General features: G+C 54.1%; 10 protein-coding genes and 1 pseudogene. 4 read left to right on the forward strand and 7 right to left on the reverse strand.

Annotation, left to right across the window (positions count from 1 at the left end; all coding sequences use genetic code 11):
- Together SB13_RS09330 and SB13_RS09335 are read left to right on the forward strand one after the other, a co-directional pair.
- Positions 1 to 750: IS3 family transposase (locus tag SB13_RS09330; RefSeq protein WP_026740095.1), on the forward strand; the 750-nt coding region annotated here is incomplete at its 5' end.
- A gap of 7 nt (positions 751 to 757) precedes the next feature.
- A pseudogene (locus tag SB13_RS09335) lies at positions 758 to 1597 on the forward strand (SGNH/GDSL hydrolase family protein); the annotation flags it as partial.
- 148 nt (positions 1598 to 1745) lie between these two features.
- Here SB13_RS09335 and ydgH read toward each other — a convergent pair.
- Positions 1746 to 2696 carry a DUF1471 family protein YdgH gene (gene ydgH / locus SB13_RS09340; RefSeq protein ID WP_026740096.1) on the reverse strand — a complete coding sequence of 317 codons (951 nt, stop codon included), beginning with the start codon at positions 2694 to 2696 and terminating at the stop codon, positions 1746 to 1748.
- Positions 2697 to 3203: 507 nt separating this feature from the next.
- Here ydgH and pntA point away from each other — a divergent pair.
- Both pntA and pntB read left to right on the forward strand, forming a co-directional pair.
- Positions 3204 to 4736, forward strand: coding sequence for a Re/Si-specific NAD(P)(+) transhydrogenase subunit alpha (pntA, locus tag SB13_RS09345; protein WP_026740097.1), 1533 nt, complete (start codon positions 3204 to 3206; stop codon positions 4734 to 4736).
- A 10-nt stretch (positions 4737 to 4746) separates the two neighbouring features.
- Positions 4747 to 6135 (forward strand): Re/Si-specific NAD(P)(+) transhydrogenase subunit beta, encoded by a 1389-nt coding sequence (gene pntB, locus SB13_RS09350; RefSeq protein WP_026740098.1) that lies wholly within the window; start codon positions 4747 to 4749, stop codon positions 6133 to 6135.
- Between the two features lie 294 nt (positions 6136 to 6429).
- On the opposite strand, the gene uspE is transcribed toward pntB, so the two are convergent.
- The 6 genes from uspE to SB13_RS09385 all read right to left on the reverse strand — a co-directional run bounded on the left by uspE (position 6430) and on the right by SB13_RS09385 (position 17258).
- Entirely contained in the window at positions 6430 to 7407 is a 978-nt protein-coding gene (uspE, locus tag SB13_RS09355) for a universal stress protein UspE (RefSeq protein WP_026740099.1), read from the reverse strand.
- Between the two features lie 127 nt (positions 7408 to 7534).
- The gene (fnr, locus tag SB13_RS09360) at positions 7535 to 8287 is read right to left on the reverse strand and encodes a fumarate/nitrate reduction transcriptional regulator Fnr (protein WP_026740100.1); all 753 of its coding nucleotides are present in this window, start codon (positions 8285 to 8287) and stop codon (positions 7535 to 7537) included.
- A gap of 197 nt (positions 8288 to 8484) precedes the next feature.
- Positions 8485 to 8997, reverse strand: a complete 513-nt coding sequence (gene ogt, locus SB13_RS09365; protein ID WP_026740101.1) for a methylated-DNA--[protein]-cysteine S-methyltransferase — start codon at positions 8995 to 8997, stop codon at positions 8485 to 8487.
- Positions 8998 to 9876: 879 nt separating this feature from the next.
- Positions 9877 to 11427, reverse strand: a complete 1551-nt coding sequence (locus tag SB13_RS09375; protein WP_026740102.1) for a ferritin-like domain-containing protein — start codon at positions 11425 to 11427, stop codon at positions 9877 to 9879.
- A gap of 348 nt (positions 11428 to 11775) precedes the next feature.
- Positions 11776 to 14274, reverse strand: a complete 2499-nt coding sequence (locus SB13_RS09380; protein WP_026740103.1) for a putative virulence factor — start codon at positions 14272 to 14274, stop codon at positions 11776 to 11778.
- On the reverse strand, positions 14271 to 17258 hold the full coding sequence (locus tag SB13_RS09385; protein ID WP_026740104.1) for a virulence factor SrfB: 2988 nt from the start codon (positions 17256 to 17258) through the stop codon (positions 14271 to 14273). Before SB13_RS09385 ends, SB13_RS09380 begins: the two co-directional genes overlap by 4 nt.
- Positions 17259 to 17260 lie beyond the last annotated feature (2 nt).

The raw sequence follows: 17260 nt of genomic DNA on the forward strand, positions 1-17260 counted from the left end.
GTGTTGCGCAGTCAAGTCCAGGAACTATACAACATCAGCCATGGCTCTGCTGGGGCAAGGAGTATCGCCGCAATGGCAACGCTCAGAGGCTTCCGGATGGGGCGCTGGCTTGCTGGCAGACTCATGAAAGAACTGGGGCTGGTCAGTTGTCAGCAACCCACACACAGATATAAGCGTGGTGGTCAGGTGCATGTTGCCATCCCGAACCACCTTGAGCGTCAGTTCGCTGTCACAGAACCAAATCAGGTGTGGTGTGGCGACGTGACGTATATCTGGACAGGTAAGCGCTGGGCATACCTCGCCGTTTTTCTCGACCTGTTCGCGAGGAAACCGGTGGGCTGGGCAATGTCGTTCTCACCGGACAGCAGACTGACCATCAAAGCGCTGGAAATGGCGTGGGAAGTTCGCGGCAAACCAGCCGGAGTGATGTTCCACAGCGATCAGGGCAGCCATTACACAAGCAGGCAGTTCCGGCAGTCACTGTGGCGGTACCGGATCAGGCAGAGTATGAGTCGTCGTGGAAACTGCTGGGATAATAGTCCGATGGAGCGCTTCTTCAGAAGCCTGAAGAACGAGTGGGTGCCGGTGACTGGTTACACAAGCTTCAGCGATGCTACCAGTGCAATAACGGACTATATCGTTGGGTATTACAGTGCGCTCAGGCCACACGACTATAACGGAGGGTTACCACCAAACGAATCGGAAAACCGATACTGGAAAAACTCTAAAGCGGTGGCCAGTTTTAGTTGACCACTTCATACAGAAATTATATCGAACTGAAATGCAGTGCGATTTGAGTCACATCGACAGGATTATTGTTTTTGGGGATAGTTTATCCGACTCTGAACAGCGGGCGTTCAAAAAGACGCACCACATTCTACCGTCTTATCATCAATACTATGAGGGCAGGTTCACAAATGGATTCACATGGAGCGAGTACCTATCATCCCCTGCGTTTCTAAAAAAGCCCATCATCAACTTTGCGGAAGGTGGAAGTACGTCGGCGAGTTATTCTCTCTTTAATCTATGCGGAGATTTTTTGTCGAATCTCGATACACAAATCAAATCCTATCAACCGTCCCCAAAAGATCTTTCTATCTTCTTTATAGGGGCCAACGATTACATGACACTGCACAAGGACAACATATTAAAGGTGGTGGAAAAGCAGATAGATGATGTGACAAAGTTACTCAAAGCGGGCCTTAAAAATATTCTTATTATGGGCATTCCGGATTTATCTACAACGCCATATGGGCAGCGGTCTTCTCATATTCGCAAGTTTAAAGATATCACCTTGGCACATAATTCATTATTGAAAAAAAACATCGAAATATTGAATGAACAAAATGACGAAGAAAAAATCTTTTTTTTCGATACGGCGTCTGCATTCGAAAATATAAAAAATGTTGCCCGCCAACTAAATTATGATACAACCCATGCCTACACCAAACACGGCTATGTTCATATTCCAGGAGAAAAAGACCCAGATCTTAATATTTCCCCGCAATATCTTTTCAATGATGACGTTCATCCGACTCAGGAAGTCCATCATGCTTTTGCATCATTGTTATCGCACTTTATAGTTCACAATTATTAAGTGATGTCGCCAGGTTTTACGTATTACCGAAGCCAAATCAAAGTCGCGCTGCTTTTTTATCTAAAAACGATGCCGATAATTCGATGGGTATTGAGAGGGACAAAGCAACAGGATACCGACTAATAGCCGATATCCCGTCAGGAGAGCGTTATTTGTAGAGGTCGGCGCTAATCGTGTAGCGATCGGCGTTGTCCTGCCACTCCTTGGTGATGTGATAGTACTTCGCGCCTTTATCAGCGGCACGTTTGGCGATGGCTTCGGTAATCTCCGTCGGCGTGCTGAAACGACCACGAATGCTCACGGAGTCAAATGGCACCATCTGTGCCGCCGTCGCGTTGTTCAGTTCCTGGATACGATTGCCGTCTTTTGTCGTCACCGTATAACGCGGACCCACGGTGGAGGATTGCGTCTGGAAGAAGTTGCCGACATTGCCGCTCAGACTGGAAGAGGTCGCCACGCCAGGGATTTCCACGCGTTTAGCCGCTTCGCCGCCTGCGGCCAGCGCCGCTTTACCGGCCTGGGAGTCAGCAGGGATGACATCCGGGCTTTGAACACGGCGTTTAGCCGCATCTTTTTTGTAGATGAATGCGGTGATGTTTTGGCTGTTGCCGCGGGAGTTGATATCAACCTGACGAACGATGAAGAATGAATAAGCGGACTTACGCCGGGCCGCTTCGCCAATCGCCGCCGCAACGTCTAGCTGCGTCGGGAAATAGCCGCTGACGGTAACCGTGTCAAAAGGCTCCAACTGCGACGCCTCATTTTTTGGCAGCTCTTTTACGCCACTGAATTCGCGATAGGTTGTGACGTCGGAAACTTTGGGTGCATCATTATGGTATAGGTCAACCGTCACCGCCCAACGACCGCCATTAACCTCAGCCGTGCTCTGGATGTAAAACGCATCCGCGCCTTTTTCGTCGGCACGTTTAGACGCATCCGCAGCAGCTTCATAGATGGCGTTGTAACGACCCATAAAGGTAATACGTTCGAAGGGTTTGACGGCTGCCGCTTTTTCCGGAGTCAGTTCCTGCGCAGACTGCGCGGAAAACGCTAATATGGAGAGGAGGGTGGATGCAATAACGCGAGTTCTCAGCTTCATAAAAAAATCCTTTCGCCTGACGCAATACGGTTGATTCAAATAGGCACACTGTGTGTTAGCCGCCGATTATGTCACGTAATAATCCCCAGTGCTTCAGCATTTTAAAGCCGAGGTCGTCACCGAATCATCGACCGGAAAGCGGAGGGCAAACGAGAAAATAAAGACGACTGATAAACCTAAGCCAATCATCACAGTTTTTTATCAGCATTCCCCGCCAATAACCGCGACTATTGGCTGATTTTGTGAACCAATCGAAAATAATTCTCTGACAATTATGTTAAGGAACATAGGGTTTTGGGAGCATCGGCCGCGAAAAATCGTGGTTTGACTCGCCCTTCCCGGGGTTTTAGACCAAAATTATTTTACGAGTGGATCATTACTTCCATTTTCAGTAGGTTATAACGGCATTTATCGAAAAGTTCGAGGGTATGAACTTACGCGGTAAATAATTCTTCAGGTAAATCATTATAACAACCTTCGTTAAATATGAGCGAAAAGGGATTCCGTATGCGTATTGGTGTACCAAAAGAACGGCTAGCCAATGAAGCCCGCGTGGCCGCAACGCCGAAAACGGTGGAGCAGCTGCTGAAATTGGGCTTCGAGGTAGCAATAGAACGTGGGGCAGGAAAACTGGCCAGCTTCGAAGATTCCGCTTACGAACAAGCAGGCGCGACACTCCTGGATACAGCGGATATCTGGCAGAGTGACATTATCCTTAAAGTGAATGCGCCGGACGATGACGAGGTCGCACTGACTCGCGCAGGAAGCACCGTAGTCAGCTTTATCTGGCCCGCGCAAAACCCTGAATTACTCAAAAAACTGGCCGACCGTCAGGTGACCGTCATGGCGATGGACTCCGTGCCGCGTATTTCACGCGCACAGTCGCTGGATGCCCTGAGTTCGATGGCCAACATCGCCGGTTATCGTGCGATTGTTGAAGCCGCCCATGAATTCGGCCGTTTCTTTACCGGACAAATCACCGCAGCGGGTAAAGTTCCCCCGGCAAAAGTGATGGTCATCGGCGCGGGCGTGGCCGGGCTAGCCGCTATCGGCGCAGCAGGAAGCCTGGGCGCTATCGTTCGCGCCTTCGACACGCGTCCGGAAGTGAAAGAGCAAGTGCGCAGCATGGGCGCAGAATTTCTGGAATTAGACTTTGAAGAAGAAGCAGGCAGCGGCGATGGTTACGCCAAAGTGATGTCCGAGGCCTTTATCAAAGCAGAAATGGCGCTGTTCGCCGCCCAGGCGAAAGAGGTGGATATTATTGTCACCACCGCGCTGATCCCCGGCAAACCCGCACCACGACTCATCACCAAAGAGATGGTGGAGAGCATGAAACCCGGCAGCGTCATCGTCGACCTGGCCGCTCAAACCGGCGGGAACTGCGAACTGACGGTGGCCGATCAGGTTACGGTCACCGACAACGGCGTCAAAATTATCGGTTACACTGATCTGCCAAGCCGTTTACCGACCCAGTCTTCCCAGCTTTACGGCACCAACCTGGTGAACTTACTGAAGCTGCTGTGCAAAGAGAAGAATGGCGACATTGACGTCAACTTTGAAGATAACGTGATTCGCGGCGTTACCGTCGTGAAAAGCGGTGAAATCACTTGGCCAGCACCTCCCATTCAGGTTTCCGCTCAGCCTCAGCAGGCTCAACCTGCTGCCGCCGCACCGAAGAAAGCGGAAGCAAAACCGGCCTCTCCGTGGAATAAATACATCATCCTCGCGGTGGCTATCGTTCTGTTCGGCTGGCTAGCCAACGTGGCGCCGCCGGAGTTCCTGTCGCATTTCACCGTGTTCGCGCTGGCCTGCGTGGTCGGATACTACGTGGTATGGAACGTCAGTCACGCGCTGCATACGCCGTTGATGTCCGTGACGAATGCCATCTCCGGCATCATCGTCGTCGGGGCGCTGTTGCAGATAGGGCATGGCGGCTGGGTGTCGTTCTTTTCCTTTATCGCTGTACTGGTTGCCAGCATCAATATCTTCGGTGGTTTCACCGTCACTCAGCGCATGCTGAAAATGTTCCGCAAGAATTAAGGAGTCAAGGATGTCTGGTGGATTAGTCACGGCAGCCTACATCGTCGCTGCCATATTGTTTATTTTCAGTCTTGCTGGGTTATCCAAACATGAAACCTCTCAACAAGGGAACATCTTTGGTATCACCGGTATGGCGATTGCGCTGCTGGCGACCATTTTGGGGCCAAATGCTGATAACGTCGGATGGATCATCGTAGCAATGGCCATCGGCGGCGCTATCGGCGTGCATCTGGCGCGCAAAGTCGAAATGACGGAAATGCCGGAGCTGGTCGCGATCCTGCACAGCTTCGTGGGTTTTGCCGCGGTATTGGTCGGCTTTAACAGCTACATCGATCACGGTGAAATTACCGATCCTGTCCTGGTCAACATTCACATGACCGAAGTTTTCCTGGGCATCTTTATCGGTGCGGTCACCTTCACAGGGTCCGTCATCGCTTTCGGAAAGCTGCGTGGAACTATCTCTTCCAAACCCCTGATGCTGCCTAACCGCCACAAACTGAATCTGGCGGCCCTGGTAGTCTCTTTCCTGCTACTGCTGGTCTTCGTGAATACAGGCAGTGGTTTCCTGCAGGTATTGTCTCTGCTGTTGATGACGGCTATCGCGCTGGTGTTTGGCTGGCATTTGGTCGCGTCCATCGGTGGCGCGGACATGCCGGTCGTGGTCTCCATGCTGAACTCCTATTCAGGTTGGGCCGCCGCCGCCGCTGGCTTTATGCTGAGCAACGACCTCTTGATCGTCACCGGTGCGCTGGTCGGTTCTTCTGGTGCGATCCTGTCATACATTATGTGTAAAGCGATGAACCGCTCCTTTATCAGCGTCATCGCAGGCGGGTTTGGTACGGACGGGGCGGTCTCTTCGGAGAGTGAGGAAGTCGGCGAATACCGCGAAACCACGGCGGAAGAGGTTGCTGAGCTGTTGAAAGGCTCCAGTTCTGTCATCATCACTCCAGGATATGGCATGGCCGTCGCACAGGCTCAGTATCCGGTTCACGATATTACCGCCAAGCTGCGTGAACGTGGCATCAACGTTCGTTTCGGTATCCATCCGGTCGCTGGACGTCTGCCGGGCCACATGAACGTGCTGCTCGCCGAAGCCAAAGTGCCTTACGACATCGTGTTGGAAATGGATGAAATCAACGATGATTTCGCCGACACCGACACCGTGCTGGTTATCGGCGCCAACGATACGGTTAACCCGGCCGCGCAAGAAGATCCGAACAGCCCCATCGCGGGAATGCCGGTTCTGGAAGTGTGGAAAGCGCACAACGTCATTGTGTTTAAACGCTCGATGAACACCGGTTATGCCGGCGTGCAAAACCCGCTGTTCTTCAAAGAAAACACACAGATGCTGTTTGGCGATGCCAAAGCCAGCGTCGAAGCCATTCTAAAAGCGCTTTAAGCTTTTCATTTTGGCTGACCCAACGCCGCCTCGCGCGGCGTTTTTTTTCTCTCACAAAGCTCCCTGATTCGCCCGCCAACACACGATAAACACTTACACTAGTCATAACGTCGTACGCCCACGCATTTGGTCATTGGCGTGTGGACTCAGGCAGGGCAACTATTGCAACGAGAGATATGCAATGTGAAATATGTTCGGGGTTTTCAATGAGTCAGGCGAGTAGGGACGGTAGGGGGAAGCGGGGCGCCCAACGTTCTGCGCCCCGCTTGAAGCGATAGTTTCGCTACTGTTTCGCTACTGCACGCTATTCAATTCTGAGGCGGTATCGTCGTCATTCTCGCCTGAGGCCAAGGGAAAAACGAAATCATCCGGCTTGATAGCCAGCAAATCGCATTTCAGACGATCGATCACATGCTCGACAGTATTACCGATAAAGGCCGCGGACAAACCGGTTCGCCCCAGAGACCCAAGAACAACGACACCCGCTTGCAGATGTTCCGCCAAATCAGGGATCACTTCTTCGGGCAATCCTTTTTCGACGTGAGTCAGACGCTCATCGAGGCTGAATTTTTGCCGCAGCGCCTTCATCGCTAACAGGTGCTGGCCGCGAATGGCGTCGTTGTACACGCTGGGGTCAAAGTCCGGCAGCTCGATGGCGACATTAATGGGTGTCGCCGGATAGGCCCCCACCAAATGCACATCGGTCTGATTGACCTGTCTGGCAAGATCCAACGTTTCGGACACTAATTTGATATTCAGGGGATCGTGCAAGGGGTCTTCACTCGCCAGGTTAACCGCCACCAAAGCCTGTCCGCCGTCAGGCCAGGGCTGGTCTTTCACCATCCAGACCGGACAGGGGCATTTGCGCAACAGCTGCCAATCGGTCGGTGTAAAAATGACCGCTTCCAATCGATCGTGCTGGTGCGCCATTTTCAGCAACAGGTCATGCTTGCACGTGATGACTTCCTGGATAATGGCTTCAAATGGCTTGCTGTGCCAGACCACCTTAATTTCGATGGGAATGCCCATATCGCGGTAGTACTGACTTTGCTGAGCAATCCATTCTGTTCGCTGAGCGATAACGCCTTGCCGCATCTCCGTCCGCTCATCGGGAGACAGCAGCGTCGTCATTTCATAAGAAAAATCGTAGATCGGCAGAAACGCCTTGATACGGCCGCCAAGCCGCTGCACCAAATACACGGCGCGACGCAGTGCCGGTTGGTCATCCTGATTAGGGTCAATAGCGACCAGTAAATTCTGATACTTCGCCATAGGTCCTCCTTTCGGCTGACGATTCGCAGCCTGTATAAATAAGAGTACCCCAAGAAAATTATTTTGGACAACTGATGATGGGAGCCGAATCAATAATTGATAACAACCGTTGATTCGGCAGGGGAGATTAAATTTTCTGGCGAGCGGTTCCGGCCAGTTCGGCCAAGGCTTCGATTTTTTCGATGGTGATATATTTACCTTTCACCGCCAGCGTCCCGCTTTTTTGGAAGCGGCCCAGCAAACGGCTGATGGTTTCGACCGTCAGGCCAAGATAGTTGCCGATGTCGCCGCGAGTCATCGTGAGACGGAACTCGCGAGGAGAGAAGCCACGTTGTGCAAAACGTCGTGACAGGTTGTAGATAAACGCCGCCAGACGTTCTTCCGCATTCTTTTTCGACAGCAACAAGATCATGTCCTGATCGCTACGGATTTCGCCGCTCATCAGACGCATCATTTGCTGACGCAGATTGGGCATTTTTCCAGACAGGTCGTCCAGCGTTTCGAAGGGGATTTCGCAGACCATCGACGTTTCCAGCGCCTGCGCAAAGCTCGGGTGCAACGAATTACCAATGGCATCGAAACCGACCAAGTCGCCGGCCAAATGAAAACCGGTAATCTGCTCGTCGCCCTGTTCGGTAATCGTGTAGCTTTTAATCGTTCCAGAGCGAATGGCGTAGAGGGATTTCAGCTCATCGCCGGCCTTGAATAACGCTTGTCCTTTCTGAATCGGTTTCTTCCTCTCAATGATGTTGTCGAGCTGGTCCAGCTCGTGCTCATTTAAGGTGAAGGGGATGCAGAGTTGGCTGATGCTGCAATCCTGACAATGGATTGCGCAACCACCAGACTGGATGCGTCGGATTATGCGCTTTTCAGGAATCATAGGTTTTGCTCTGGCGATAATTGACATTGGTCAATTTTAACAGCTTTTCAGGTCACTGATAAGACCACAGACACCCAAGATGAGTGAATATCACGCTCTGAGAGTTCAAAAATGTTAATGACTGGTAACCGCGCGTTAAGCCCTGGGGGCGAAGGTATAAGCCGATGTGAAAATGTTACCCGGTCAATTACACATAGCTATGATAAGTAACCTTCATGTATTAGTAGCCATTGCTTACGCTGGATCCCACCGGCATACCCGGTCAACGCCCCTCCGGCACCGATCACCCGATGGCACGGTACGACGATACAGATGGGATTCGCGCCGTTTGCCATACCAACAGCGCGCGATGCCGACGGGCGTCCAATCAGGGCAGCGAGCTGACCATAACTCATCACGGATCCGCATGGAATATCCCGCAATGCCTTCCACACCTGCTGCTGAAATTCGGTTCCCGCCCCGGCGACCGGGAGCGAATTGATCGCCGTCAATTCGCCGTCAAAATAGCGCTGCAGCGTGTCGCTGAGGCCACCGGGATTCACGCTGGGAACCAGCCGCACGGGCGAGTCGCGGTAGCGGCGTTCAAACGTACGGTACAACTTCCCCTCAAATTCACTCCATTCGAGCGCACGCAGGCGATGATTTTCATCGGCAACAACCATCAGTTCCCCAATCGGCGTGGCGATTTTATCGAGTAGAAATGTTTGCATCGCGGCTCCCCAGAAAGATGAATTGCTCAACGAGCATACTATCGGCGCCACTTTTTGACTATGGTTAGATCATCGGTGATGAGGCGCCGGCTGGAGCGGGTTTCATGGCCGTTTCTTTGCCTTCCTTAATTTGCTGATTTTTAGCACAAACGAAAGCGCGACAGAAAAGAATTTGGAAATACAGCCGATAAGAACCTATTGAGTCAAAACATTCACTTTTAATGAAGAAATAGGGATGAAGCTATGCCGATGAAATTTCGGGCCCGTTATATCGCCGCCGCCGTGCTGCTGACGATGCCGGTTATGGGTCAGACGCAAGACGCCAACGCAGACATGATCGAGGGCTATACGTCACAGACGCTGGCGTCTGCGCTACCGGATACGATCAACGGTTTGATGCGGCGCAGCCTGAATACGGACACAACTAACCATATTATCGATGCGGAGNACATCGAGGCGACGACGAACCGCAAAGCGCTGATCTCTTTGTACACGTTACCGGTCAATGCCAGCGGTGAAACGCCGCATGCCGATAAGGAAGCCGATGTGGATGCCGTCATCGCCAGCGCGGAAAAAGAGATGCTGCGCCAGCGGATCCAGCCGGAGAAACGGACACTGACCAGCAGCAACGGGTCAACCATCCGCTGTCTTCAAACAATGCTAAACAAGCAGGTGTTGCACTCCCTGTGTGCGACTTACATCCAGGGGCGGATTATGGAAGTGCAGCCGGTGACGTTCACTGATGCCGCCGTCTTGCCTAACGCCGTCGCGGCTCAGGATAAACTGGTGCTCGAAATCAGCGATAAAATGCATGCGCTGCCGGCAAAATAATCGCGACTGGCCGTGGTCTGATGTACAGACTTACGGCCTTTTCCTCGCTTAGCAGCCCGACTCGCCGCCCGTACGAGGCGCCGCCAACGCCGCCTGGATCCGCATCGGATTGAAGTACTGACGCATTAGCACCACTTTATGATCTTCATCAAACTCGTAGCGAATCGCCCAGTCGTAGCGGTAAGGCACACGCGTCGTCTTGGTGATACCTTGTTCACCGCCGTAGGCCATCGCTTCGTTGCCGCTGAAAAACACGTTCTGAGTGCCAATACTGCTGAACTCAACCGTTTGTTCCATTAGCGCCCAATAACGGCTGAAGCCGTCATGCCCATAAAAGACGCCCGCATAAGGAACATCGATGGGGCCGGAGATATCCCAGACGATGTGTTCGCTCATACACGCGACCGCCTTCCGTACATTGCCGCAAGCATAGGCCTGCATCAGCGTATTCAAGGTGTTTTGATTGCTGTTGAAACTAACGTCCTGCACTATAATCGGTGACGCTGTCACTTTTAACGGAGTGTATTCGAACGTCGGGGCACAAGAGTAACCGCTGTCACCGGGATACGGCATACGAACGATATGTCGGAAGTCATCCCGCAGCAACTGCATGGAGGCCATCGCGGGCATCAACTTTTGTGGTTTGCCGCATAATCCTTGTTGCAGCTGTTCCAGCAATTCGCAGTAGCGGCGATTAAAGCGAACGATCGCCGCCTGTGCATCGCCAGCGGGATAGTCGCAGACTTTGAATCCGCTATGGGTTTTGACGGCATGGTCCCATCCCGTCGACAGCTTTACGCCTGACGGTCCGCTCGCGAGGGTGTCGTCAGACACGTAACGCCGACCGCAGTAAATTTCATTAAACCGATAGTAGTGCGCTATCTCACCATCACCACCTTGCAAGCGCTCGTTCGGCGACCCTTCACCCTGATTAAAAATAGCTCTGACCGCCTTAATAGCGCTGTTCAGATCGTATACCGGGATCATGTTGTTGCCTGCGCCGCACGTGAAATGTTCAGGGGCGATCTGGCGATTAGCATCGCCACAAAAAACGGCTTTTTCACCGAAGGTCTTCACCGCCGCCCGCAAGCGAGATTCGATGTAAACATAAAACTCGCCAATGCTCATATCGCTACAGACATGATTTGCCACGATCCCGGGCCGGATAGGTTTCGGGTATTCAATCTGTATCGCCTGATGGACGGCGTGAGGGGAAAATGCGTGCAGCTGAATTTCGAGGTCATCGATGCCAAACGGCAGCGGTGCAGGATAGTCCAGCAAGAAATCGGGGGAGTTGACCTGCGGCGTTCCGCCCACGGCATTCAGCAGGTTGCCGACCAGCACCAGGTGCTGCATTTCTTCAACGACGACGCTGCGAATAACGTCCGATATCCAGCGATCGCTTTCGTCATTCAGCGTGTAAAGCATGGTGAGGTAAGGGGGGATGACCGCGTGCTCCAGCACCATCGCCTTTTTCAGCAACGTACGCATATCTTCCAGTTCTTGGCTCAACGTGAGTCGACTGTCGAGCTCGACAAATCCATTAACCTTGAAGTGGGCTTCCCGCTGAAGCTGACAAGCGTGATCGTGTAAATTCATGGTGGCAATCTCTTTTTTTTGCTGTGTGAGTCGTGAAAAAAGGGTTCACGCAAAGAAGGCTTTGTTTTATTTCGTTCTCTCGATCAGGCCACAATCCATGCGGATTTTGTATGGTTTTTGTCAGGTTTTTCTAAAGACATTGATCTGGATCGTTTTTTGTCCGCCGCGCATTTACGACGCAGGATCTTGCTTGTTAACGAGGGTGTGATTCGGAACGGAAGGTCGCCTTGTCCGTGGCAGCGTCGGTTGAGGGCGAAGGGAGAAAAGGGCGTAGCAAATGTGGCAAGGAAGAAGATGAAAGGGGAAAAAACACCGCATCTGATGTCATCAGGTGCGGTGTCGGCAGGTTTACGCGTCGGACTTGATCAGCGCCAGGACATGACCCAGACGCTCGCGCTGTTTCGGTTTAATATCCCGTCCAGCGGCATAGCCCGCATTGCGGATAATGGTTTCGTTCAAACCGATCAGCCAGTCGTAGATGTAATAGGCCGTGCTGTTGGTCGGCGTCACGGACAGGCGCGTCAACCGCTGCGCTGCGCCAAAACTGCCCGCCTGCTTTTCAGGACGAGCGAAGATTTTCTGCCCTTTATTGACCCGGCTCTCCGGACGATCCGCCTCTTTCACCCGCTGGAAGCCCAGCCAGGCGACGAAGTCGCCCAGCACGGTCAGCGCACGAGAGACCTGTCGGTCGGTTTTATTTTCACGGTTCAGATCCAACTGCTCCGCGTTCACCAAGACCGTCAGCAGCTCTTCTTCGATTTTCAGACGAATTCCGGCGGTGATCAGTTCTTCCACCAACATTTCGATGGTAGGACGGGCCACGCCGAGCAGTTCGATAATAGCGTCGTTTTCCGGCAAATTACGCAGGTGCGTGATCCAGTAGCGATAGACGCTGCGAGCGAACTCGGCTTCATATCCCTGACTGTCTGCGATATCCGTCTCAGGGGTCTCTGGCTCTTCGGTGTCTTTAGGTGTTTCGCTGACCGGCTCATCGCTAAACAGATCGATTTCCAATCCGACGCCGAAAGGCTCATAGCTCGCAGGCGGCGCAACGGCGTCCAGATCGTCCGGATACGCGTTATAACCGCGCGAAGAGGGCTCCTGTTGTTGCAGATACAGCCTGCGCAGCTCATCGCGCGACGGCAACAGGCGCTCCAACATCTCGCCGTGAACGCCGGTACGCGTCTGCAACGCTTTCAGCATCGACTCGGCGATTTGCTGCTTTTTCGCTGGCGCATCCGCACCGGTGGGCTGATACCAGCTACCCAACAGATTCTCGGTCAGCTCACGCTGCAACTCGCTCAACTGTTCGTTGACGCGGTTAAGTTTCACCTCACGGCGGACTTCCGCATCCAACCAGGCCGCCATGCGATTCACGCCGCGCTTGTCCAGCGCCAGCATCGTTCCCCACGCATCGCCGGGATTGCCGACGTAGCGTTGAACCGCTTCGTCGTTGTTATGCCCGTGGGTGAAACGACGGTCGAATTTGGTGACCGCCCATATTAATCCGGGTTTACGGCGGCTGCGGACCTGCGGGTTTTCACCCTGAGTATGACGTACCCAGTAGTCCAGCGCTTTACCGACCGTCTTCACATCCTGCTTACCCGCCGCGGCCGTACAGACCAACAGCACGTTCATCTCCTGACTGTCGGTATAGCGTTCCAGCAGGTAGGCGCGTTTAGCATAGAGCAGGGTCTGCGCCAGCGGGTGAGGGGCGCTCCGTAACGGACGGCTAAAGTCTTCCTCCTCGTCCTCATCCGGCTCGTCGTTCACCAGACTGAAACCGGGGAAATCCAGCAAATCGACCTGTTCGAACAGCGTTTCACGCGGCGCGTTGAGCAGCGGAATTTGCAGCTCCGCCGTCAGCATCATCAGCTCCGCCAGAGACAGCTCGACGGTTTTCGCCGCTCGGCCGCCCACAATAGGACGCACCTGAACGCTCATGTCCGCCGGGCTGTTCAGACGATCGAACAGACCGGCATTCAAGATACCGCCGTCGGCGTGCATGCTCTCGTCGACCAGTACGCTGAGTGGCGCTAATACTTTTCGCGCACTGGAGAGGTGTTGCAGCGTATAGGCGAAGTAGCGGTAGGCGGCGGTGATATCGGCCTGTTCGGCCCACAATAGAGAGAACAAGCTGGCGCGATCGTCTGCGCTTAGGAACGGCGCTAACTCGACCGCCGTCGGCCAGAACTGACCGGCCAGGATCGTCTGACGCTTGGCGTCGTGACGCACCAGATAGTCCCATAGCGCAACCACGTCGTCGCTGTCCATACCGGGCACCGGCGTGGTTTGCCGGTGCATCGCCAGCATTTTCAGGTGCTCGGCGATGTGCTGCTCATCCAGCTCTTCATTCGCCGGCGTACGACGGTGATACAAAAAGGCATTCGCCATAATCCGCGCGATATCCGCTTCATTGAGCAGTTGCAGCTGAACCGGGTTCGGCGTGTTTTTACCTTCTGCCTGACGGGTAAAGCGGGTCACAAATGCTGAAGACTGGCCCGTCGGGTTGAGATGCTTTTGATAGTCCAGCGTCAATCCGCCGACGCTGGTTTCCAGCCGACCGTTTTCACCGGCGGCCAGAGAGGAAATCAGGTATGACTTGCCCACCTGCGACAGGCCGAAAAAGCCCATCGCGATTTCTTTGGTCGCGGAATCCATCAGGTCGCGCGCCTGATTGCGGCTGCTGCGCAGCTTGATGCTCAGGCGATCCGCTTCCATATCCAGACGCGGTACGTTGCGCCGCGTATCGTCCAGCCAGGCTATCGCTTCGTCGACGCCCTGAGAAACGGACTGCAGCTGGCGACTTAGTCGGCTCGATAGTTGTTTGGGCGTTAATGGTTTCATTTCTTAAAGACGCTCCCGCTATCGATCCAGTAATGAGTCATGCCCGAGCCGGTACTGGCCAGGGTATTCAGACGGAGTTTCAGATGTTGCGGCGGCACCGGTTCGCCATCGCCCAGAATCGCCTCGGCAATCTCGAAACACTCCGGCGTGTCGTGGCCTTCGCCTTTGACAACGTCCAGACGCACATGCAGCACGCTGTCGCCCGCGACTTTTCTTGCCAGTTCGGGATCCACAATCGAGAGGGAGTACAGCGGAGACGCGGGCCAGCGGTCGTTATCCAACTGACGGAAACCGAGGCACAACGATCCGCGTACGTCGAAACCGGGCTGCTCGCGCAGGCTGAAGTCGGGGACATCCAGATCGATATCGTTGTAATAAACATTATCCGTGGTCAACGCCTGGCTGCTGTCCAGCATTCCCAGATAACGCACGGTCGAATAGGGCTGGAAATCGCCCGCCTTAAAATAGAAGCCCGGCAGACGCAGGTCGAGCGCCAGCAGGCACAACATGGCCCCCACCGCGGCGGTCGATTTCGGGTTGTCGATCCGGCCGCGCTTGTTAAATGGATACCAGTCGCTGGTGTGGTAACCATCCAAAGACAGCATGCGGTTGATCGGCAACGGTTGAAGATGGCGGAACAGGGCCTGAATACCGGGAAAGCGCGAAGGGCGCCCCGTTAACAACAGCACGTCGCAGGCGTAAAGCGAGACGACTTCGGACATCAGACGCAGATGCTGGGTGATGCTCATGCGGTTGGACAGGAACTCGGCGTGCAGCTTGCTTAAGCGCAGAACCAGCGGCACCTGCAGAATATCGAAGCCGACTTCTTCTTCCGGCAGCTCTCGCTGCACGCCGCTGTTGACATAATCCAGGACTTTTTGCGTCGGCAGCTGGCTCAGCAGCTCGCCGAATGTGGCGTCGATCTCCGCATTCAGATCCAGCGGATCAAAGTTTTCATACGCCTCCAGCACCGCCTGGCCGATCGGGATGAACAGCTGCAAGGTCACCTGCTGACGCAGCGTCAACTGACCGTCCATCCGGCCTTCGCTACCAAACAGGCGGGTCATCACGCCTTCCGGGCTGGTCATGCCGGCTTTTTTCAGCGCAGCCTGTAGCGCGGGGAGGACGTACATCTGAATGACGTCGAGCAGGATATCGTCGCCCGCGACTTTGAACCCTTCACGGAACAGCAGACGCGGAATGATCTTCACATTGCTGCCGACGCCGTCGTCCAGCCAATACTGCGTGATAGCAAGGTCGGTTGTGCCGCCGCCGATATCAATGGAGGCGATGCGCAGCGTTTTGCCAGGCAGCTCATCGTCCGCAAGCTCTTTGTCGGGACGCGCCATGCTGGCGAAGAACGCTTCCGCACGGCCGCCGAAGTTCACTTGCGCTTCGTTATACAGATACACCATCTGGCCACAGGTTGCTTCGTCCCATTCCATCTGTACTTCCGGCACGGGAACGCGGCTCAGCGCTTTATCCTGCGACGTGTGGAAGTCTTCATCCGCCGGGTGCCAGCCCATGGCTTTCCACACCAGTCCGATGGCTTCATACATGCGGCGACGGAAGATTTCCCGCTCCGGCTTCGGCATTGCCGAGGGCAGGGTCAGAATAATGTTGCGCAGCTGACGCGGCGCGTTGGCGTGGATCATTTTCTGACGCTGCGCCGCGCTGTTCATCTGCATCAGCGCCTGCGCCAGCAGTTCGGACAACATGAATGTCATGACCGCGCTGCGGCTGTAGTGGGGCGCGAATACCGGCAGTCGCTCGTCCAAAGGGAGGTTAAACAGCGGCTGACCTTCGTCGTTGACCAGCATGGTCAACGGCATCGCCGTCGCCAACGGTTCCTGCTGGGCTGTGCCCACAGGCTGACCAAAACGCCAGCCAGGCATGTAAGGTTCTTCATCCCACAGATAGCGACGCGGACTGGAGATACCGCTGGAGCCTTCCGTTCCCTGACGCTGCAGCGCCATACGACTGGCCTCGCGTCCGACACGGGTGATGGACGGCCATACAAAAGCGTCTTCGCGACCGCTTTCATAGGAAAAATTCTGTTTGCCGAATTTGGCCTGTGCGAACTCCACGCGACTGTCGAACAGCTCATTATACTGATAGTGGGGTTCGCTCAGATCGCGGATCTGCATTTCATAGGTCTGCTTCAACCCATTGCTTTCGTCCGCATGGTCTTCTACCAAAATACCGGCGGTGTGCGAGTTGCCCACATCCAGGATCAGGTCGACGTTGACGGCCGGCTCCTGCAACGTACTGGCCGTGATTTGCACCTCGGGGATTTCCAGCTGGTTGCCGAGGACGTCCAGCAGATTCAGGAAATGCGCCTGATATTCGAAGTCGCGTAAACCCTGCCGAATTTCATGCGGCTTACGGCGCTCCCGTTTCGCGGCCTGCTGGGAAAAAGTCTCGCGCAGCCAGCCGTCGACCCAGGTCATATCCAGAAACTCGTAAAGCTCATCACTGTGGTAGGCCAGCGTATAGTTTCTGCCGGTATTGATGTCGTTCTCGCTCGGCGCCAACGACTCATATTCATGGCTTTCAGGATAAACCTTGGTGTCGAAGGCGAGACAGATGCGATGCGTATTGCCGTCGTCATCCGGCTCGTCTAACTCCAGAACCTGAACGCGCGCCCAGTTATAGGGACCGCCGAGGAACGTACGCGGCGGGTTGAAGCGGAAGAACGGCAGCGGCAGCCAGGCCTGGCTCAGCAGGCTCAATGATTGCTTCACCGTGAAGTTCGACTCGGGGTTGACCGCCTCCGGCAATACGTTTGTTTCGCCCGGCAGCACGAACTTGCCGTTGTTTTCGTTGTAAATCAACCGCAGGAGAGGGCCATTGGCGCTCTTGCGGATAAACCGGTTGGCAATGTCTGCCTCAGAATTAAGTTTTATCGCGAAATCGAGAAACTGGATACCGCTATTCTGAATCAGCGTAATGCGTTGTTTATAATCAGTAATGGTTGCCAGCATTA

It is taken from the genome of Lonsdalea quercina subsp. quercina (assembly GCF_000688695.1).
In the GTDB taxonomy this organism is placed as follows: domain Bacteria; phylum Pseudomonadota; class Gammaproteobacteria; order Enterobacterales; family Enterobacteriaceae; genus Lonsdalea; species Lonsdalea quercina_D.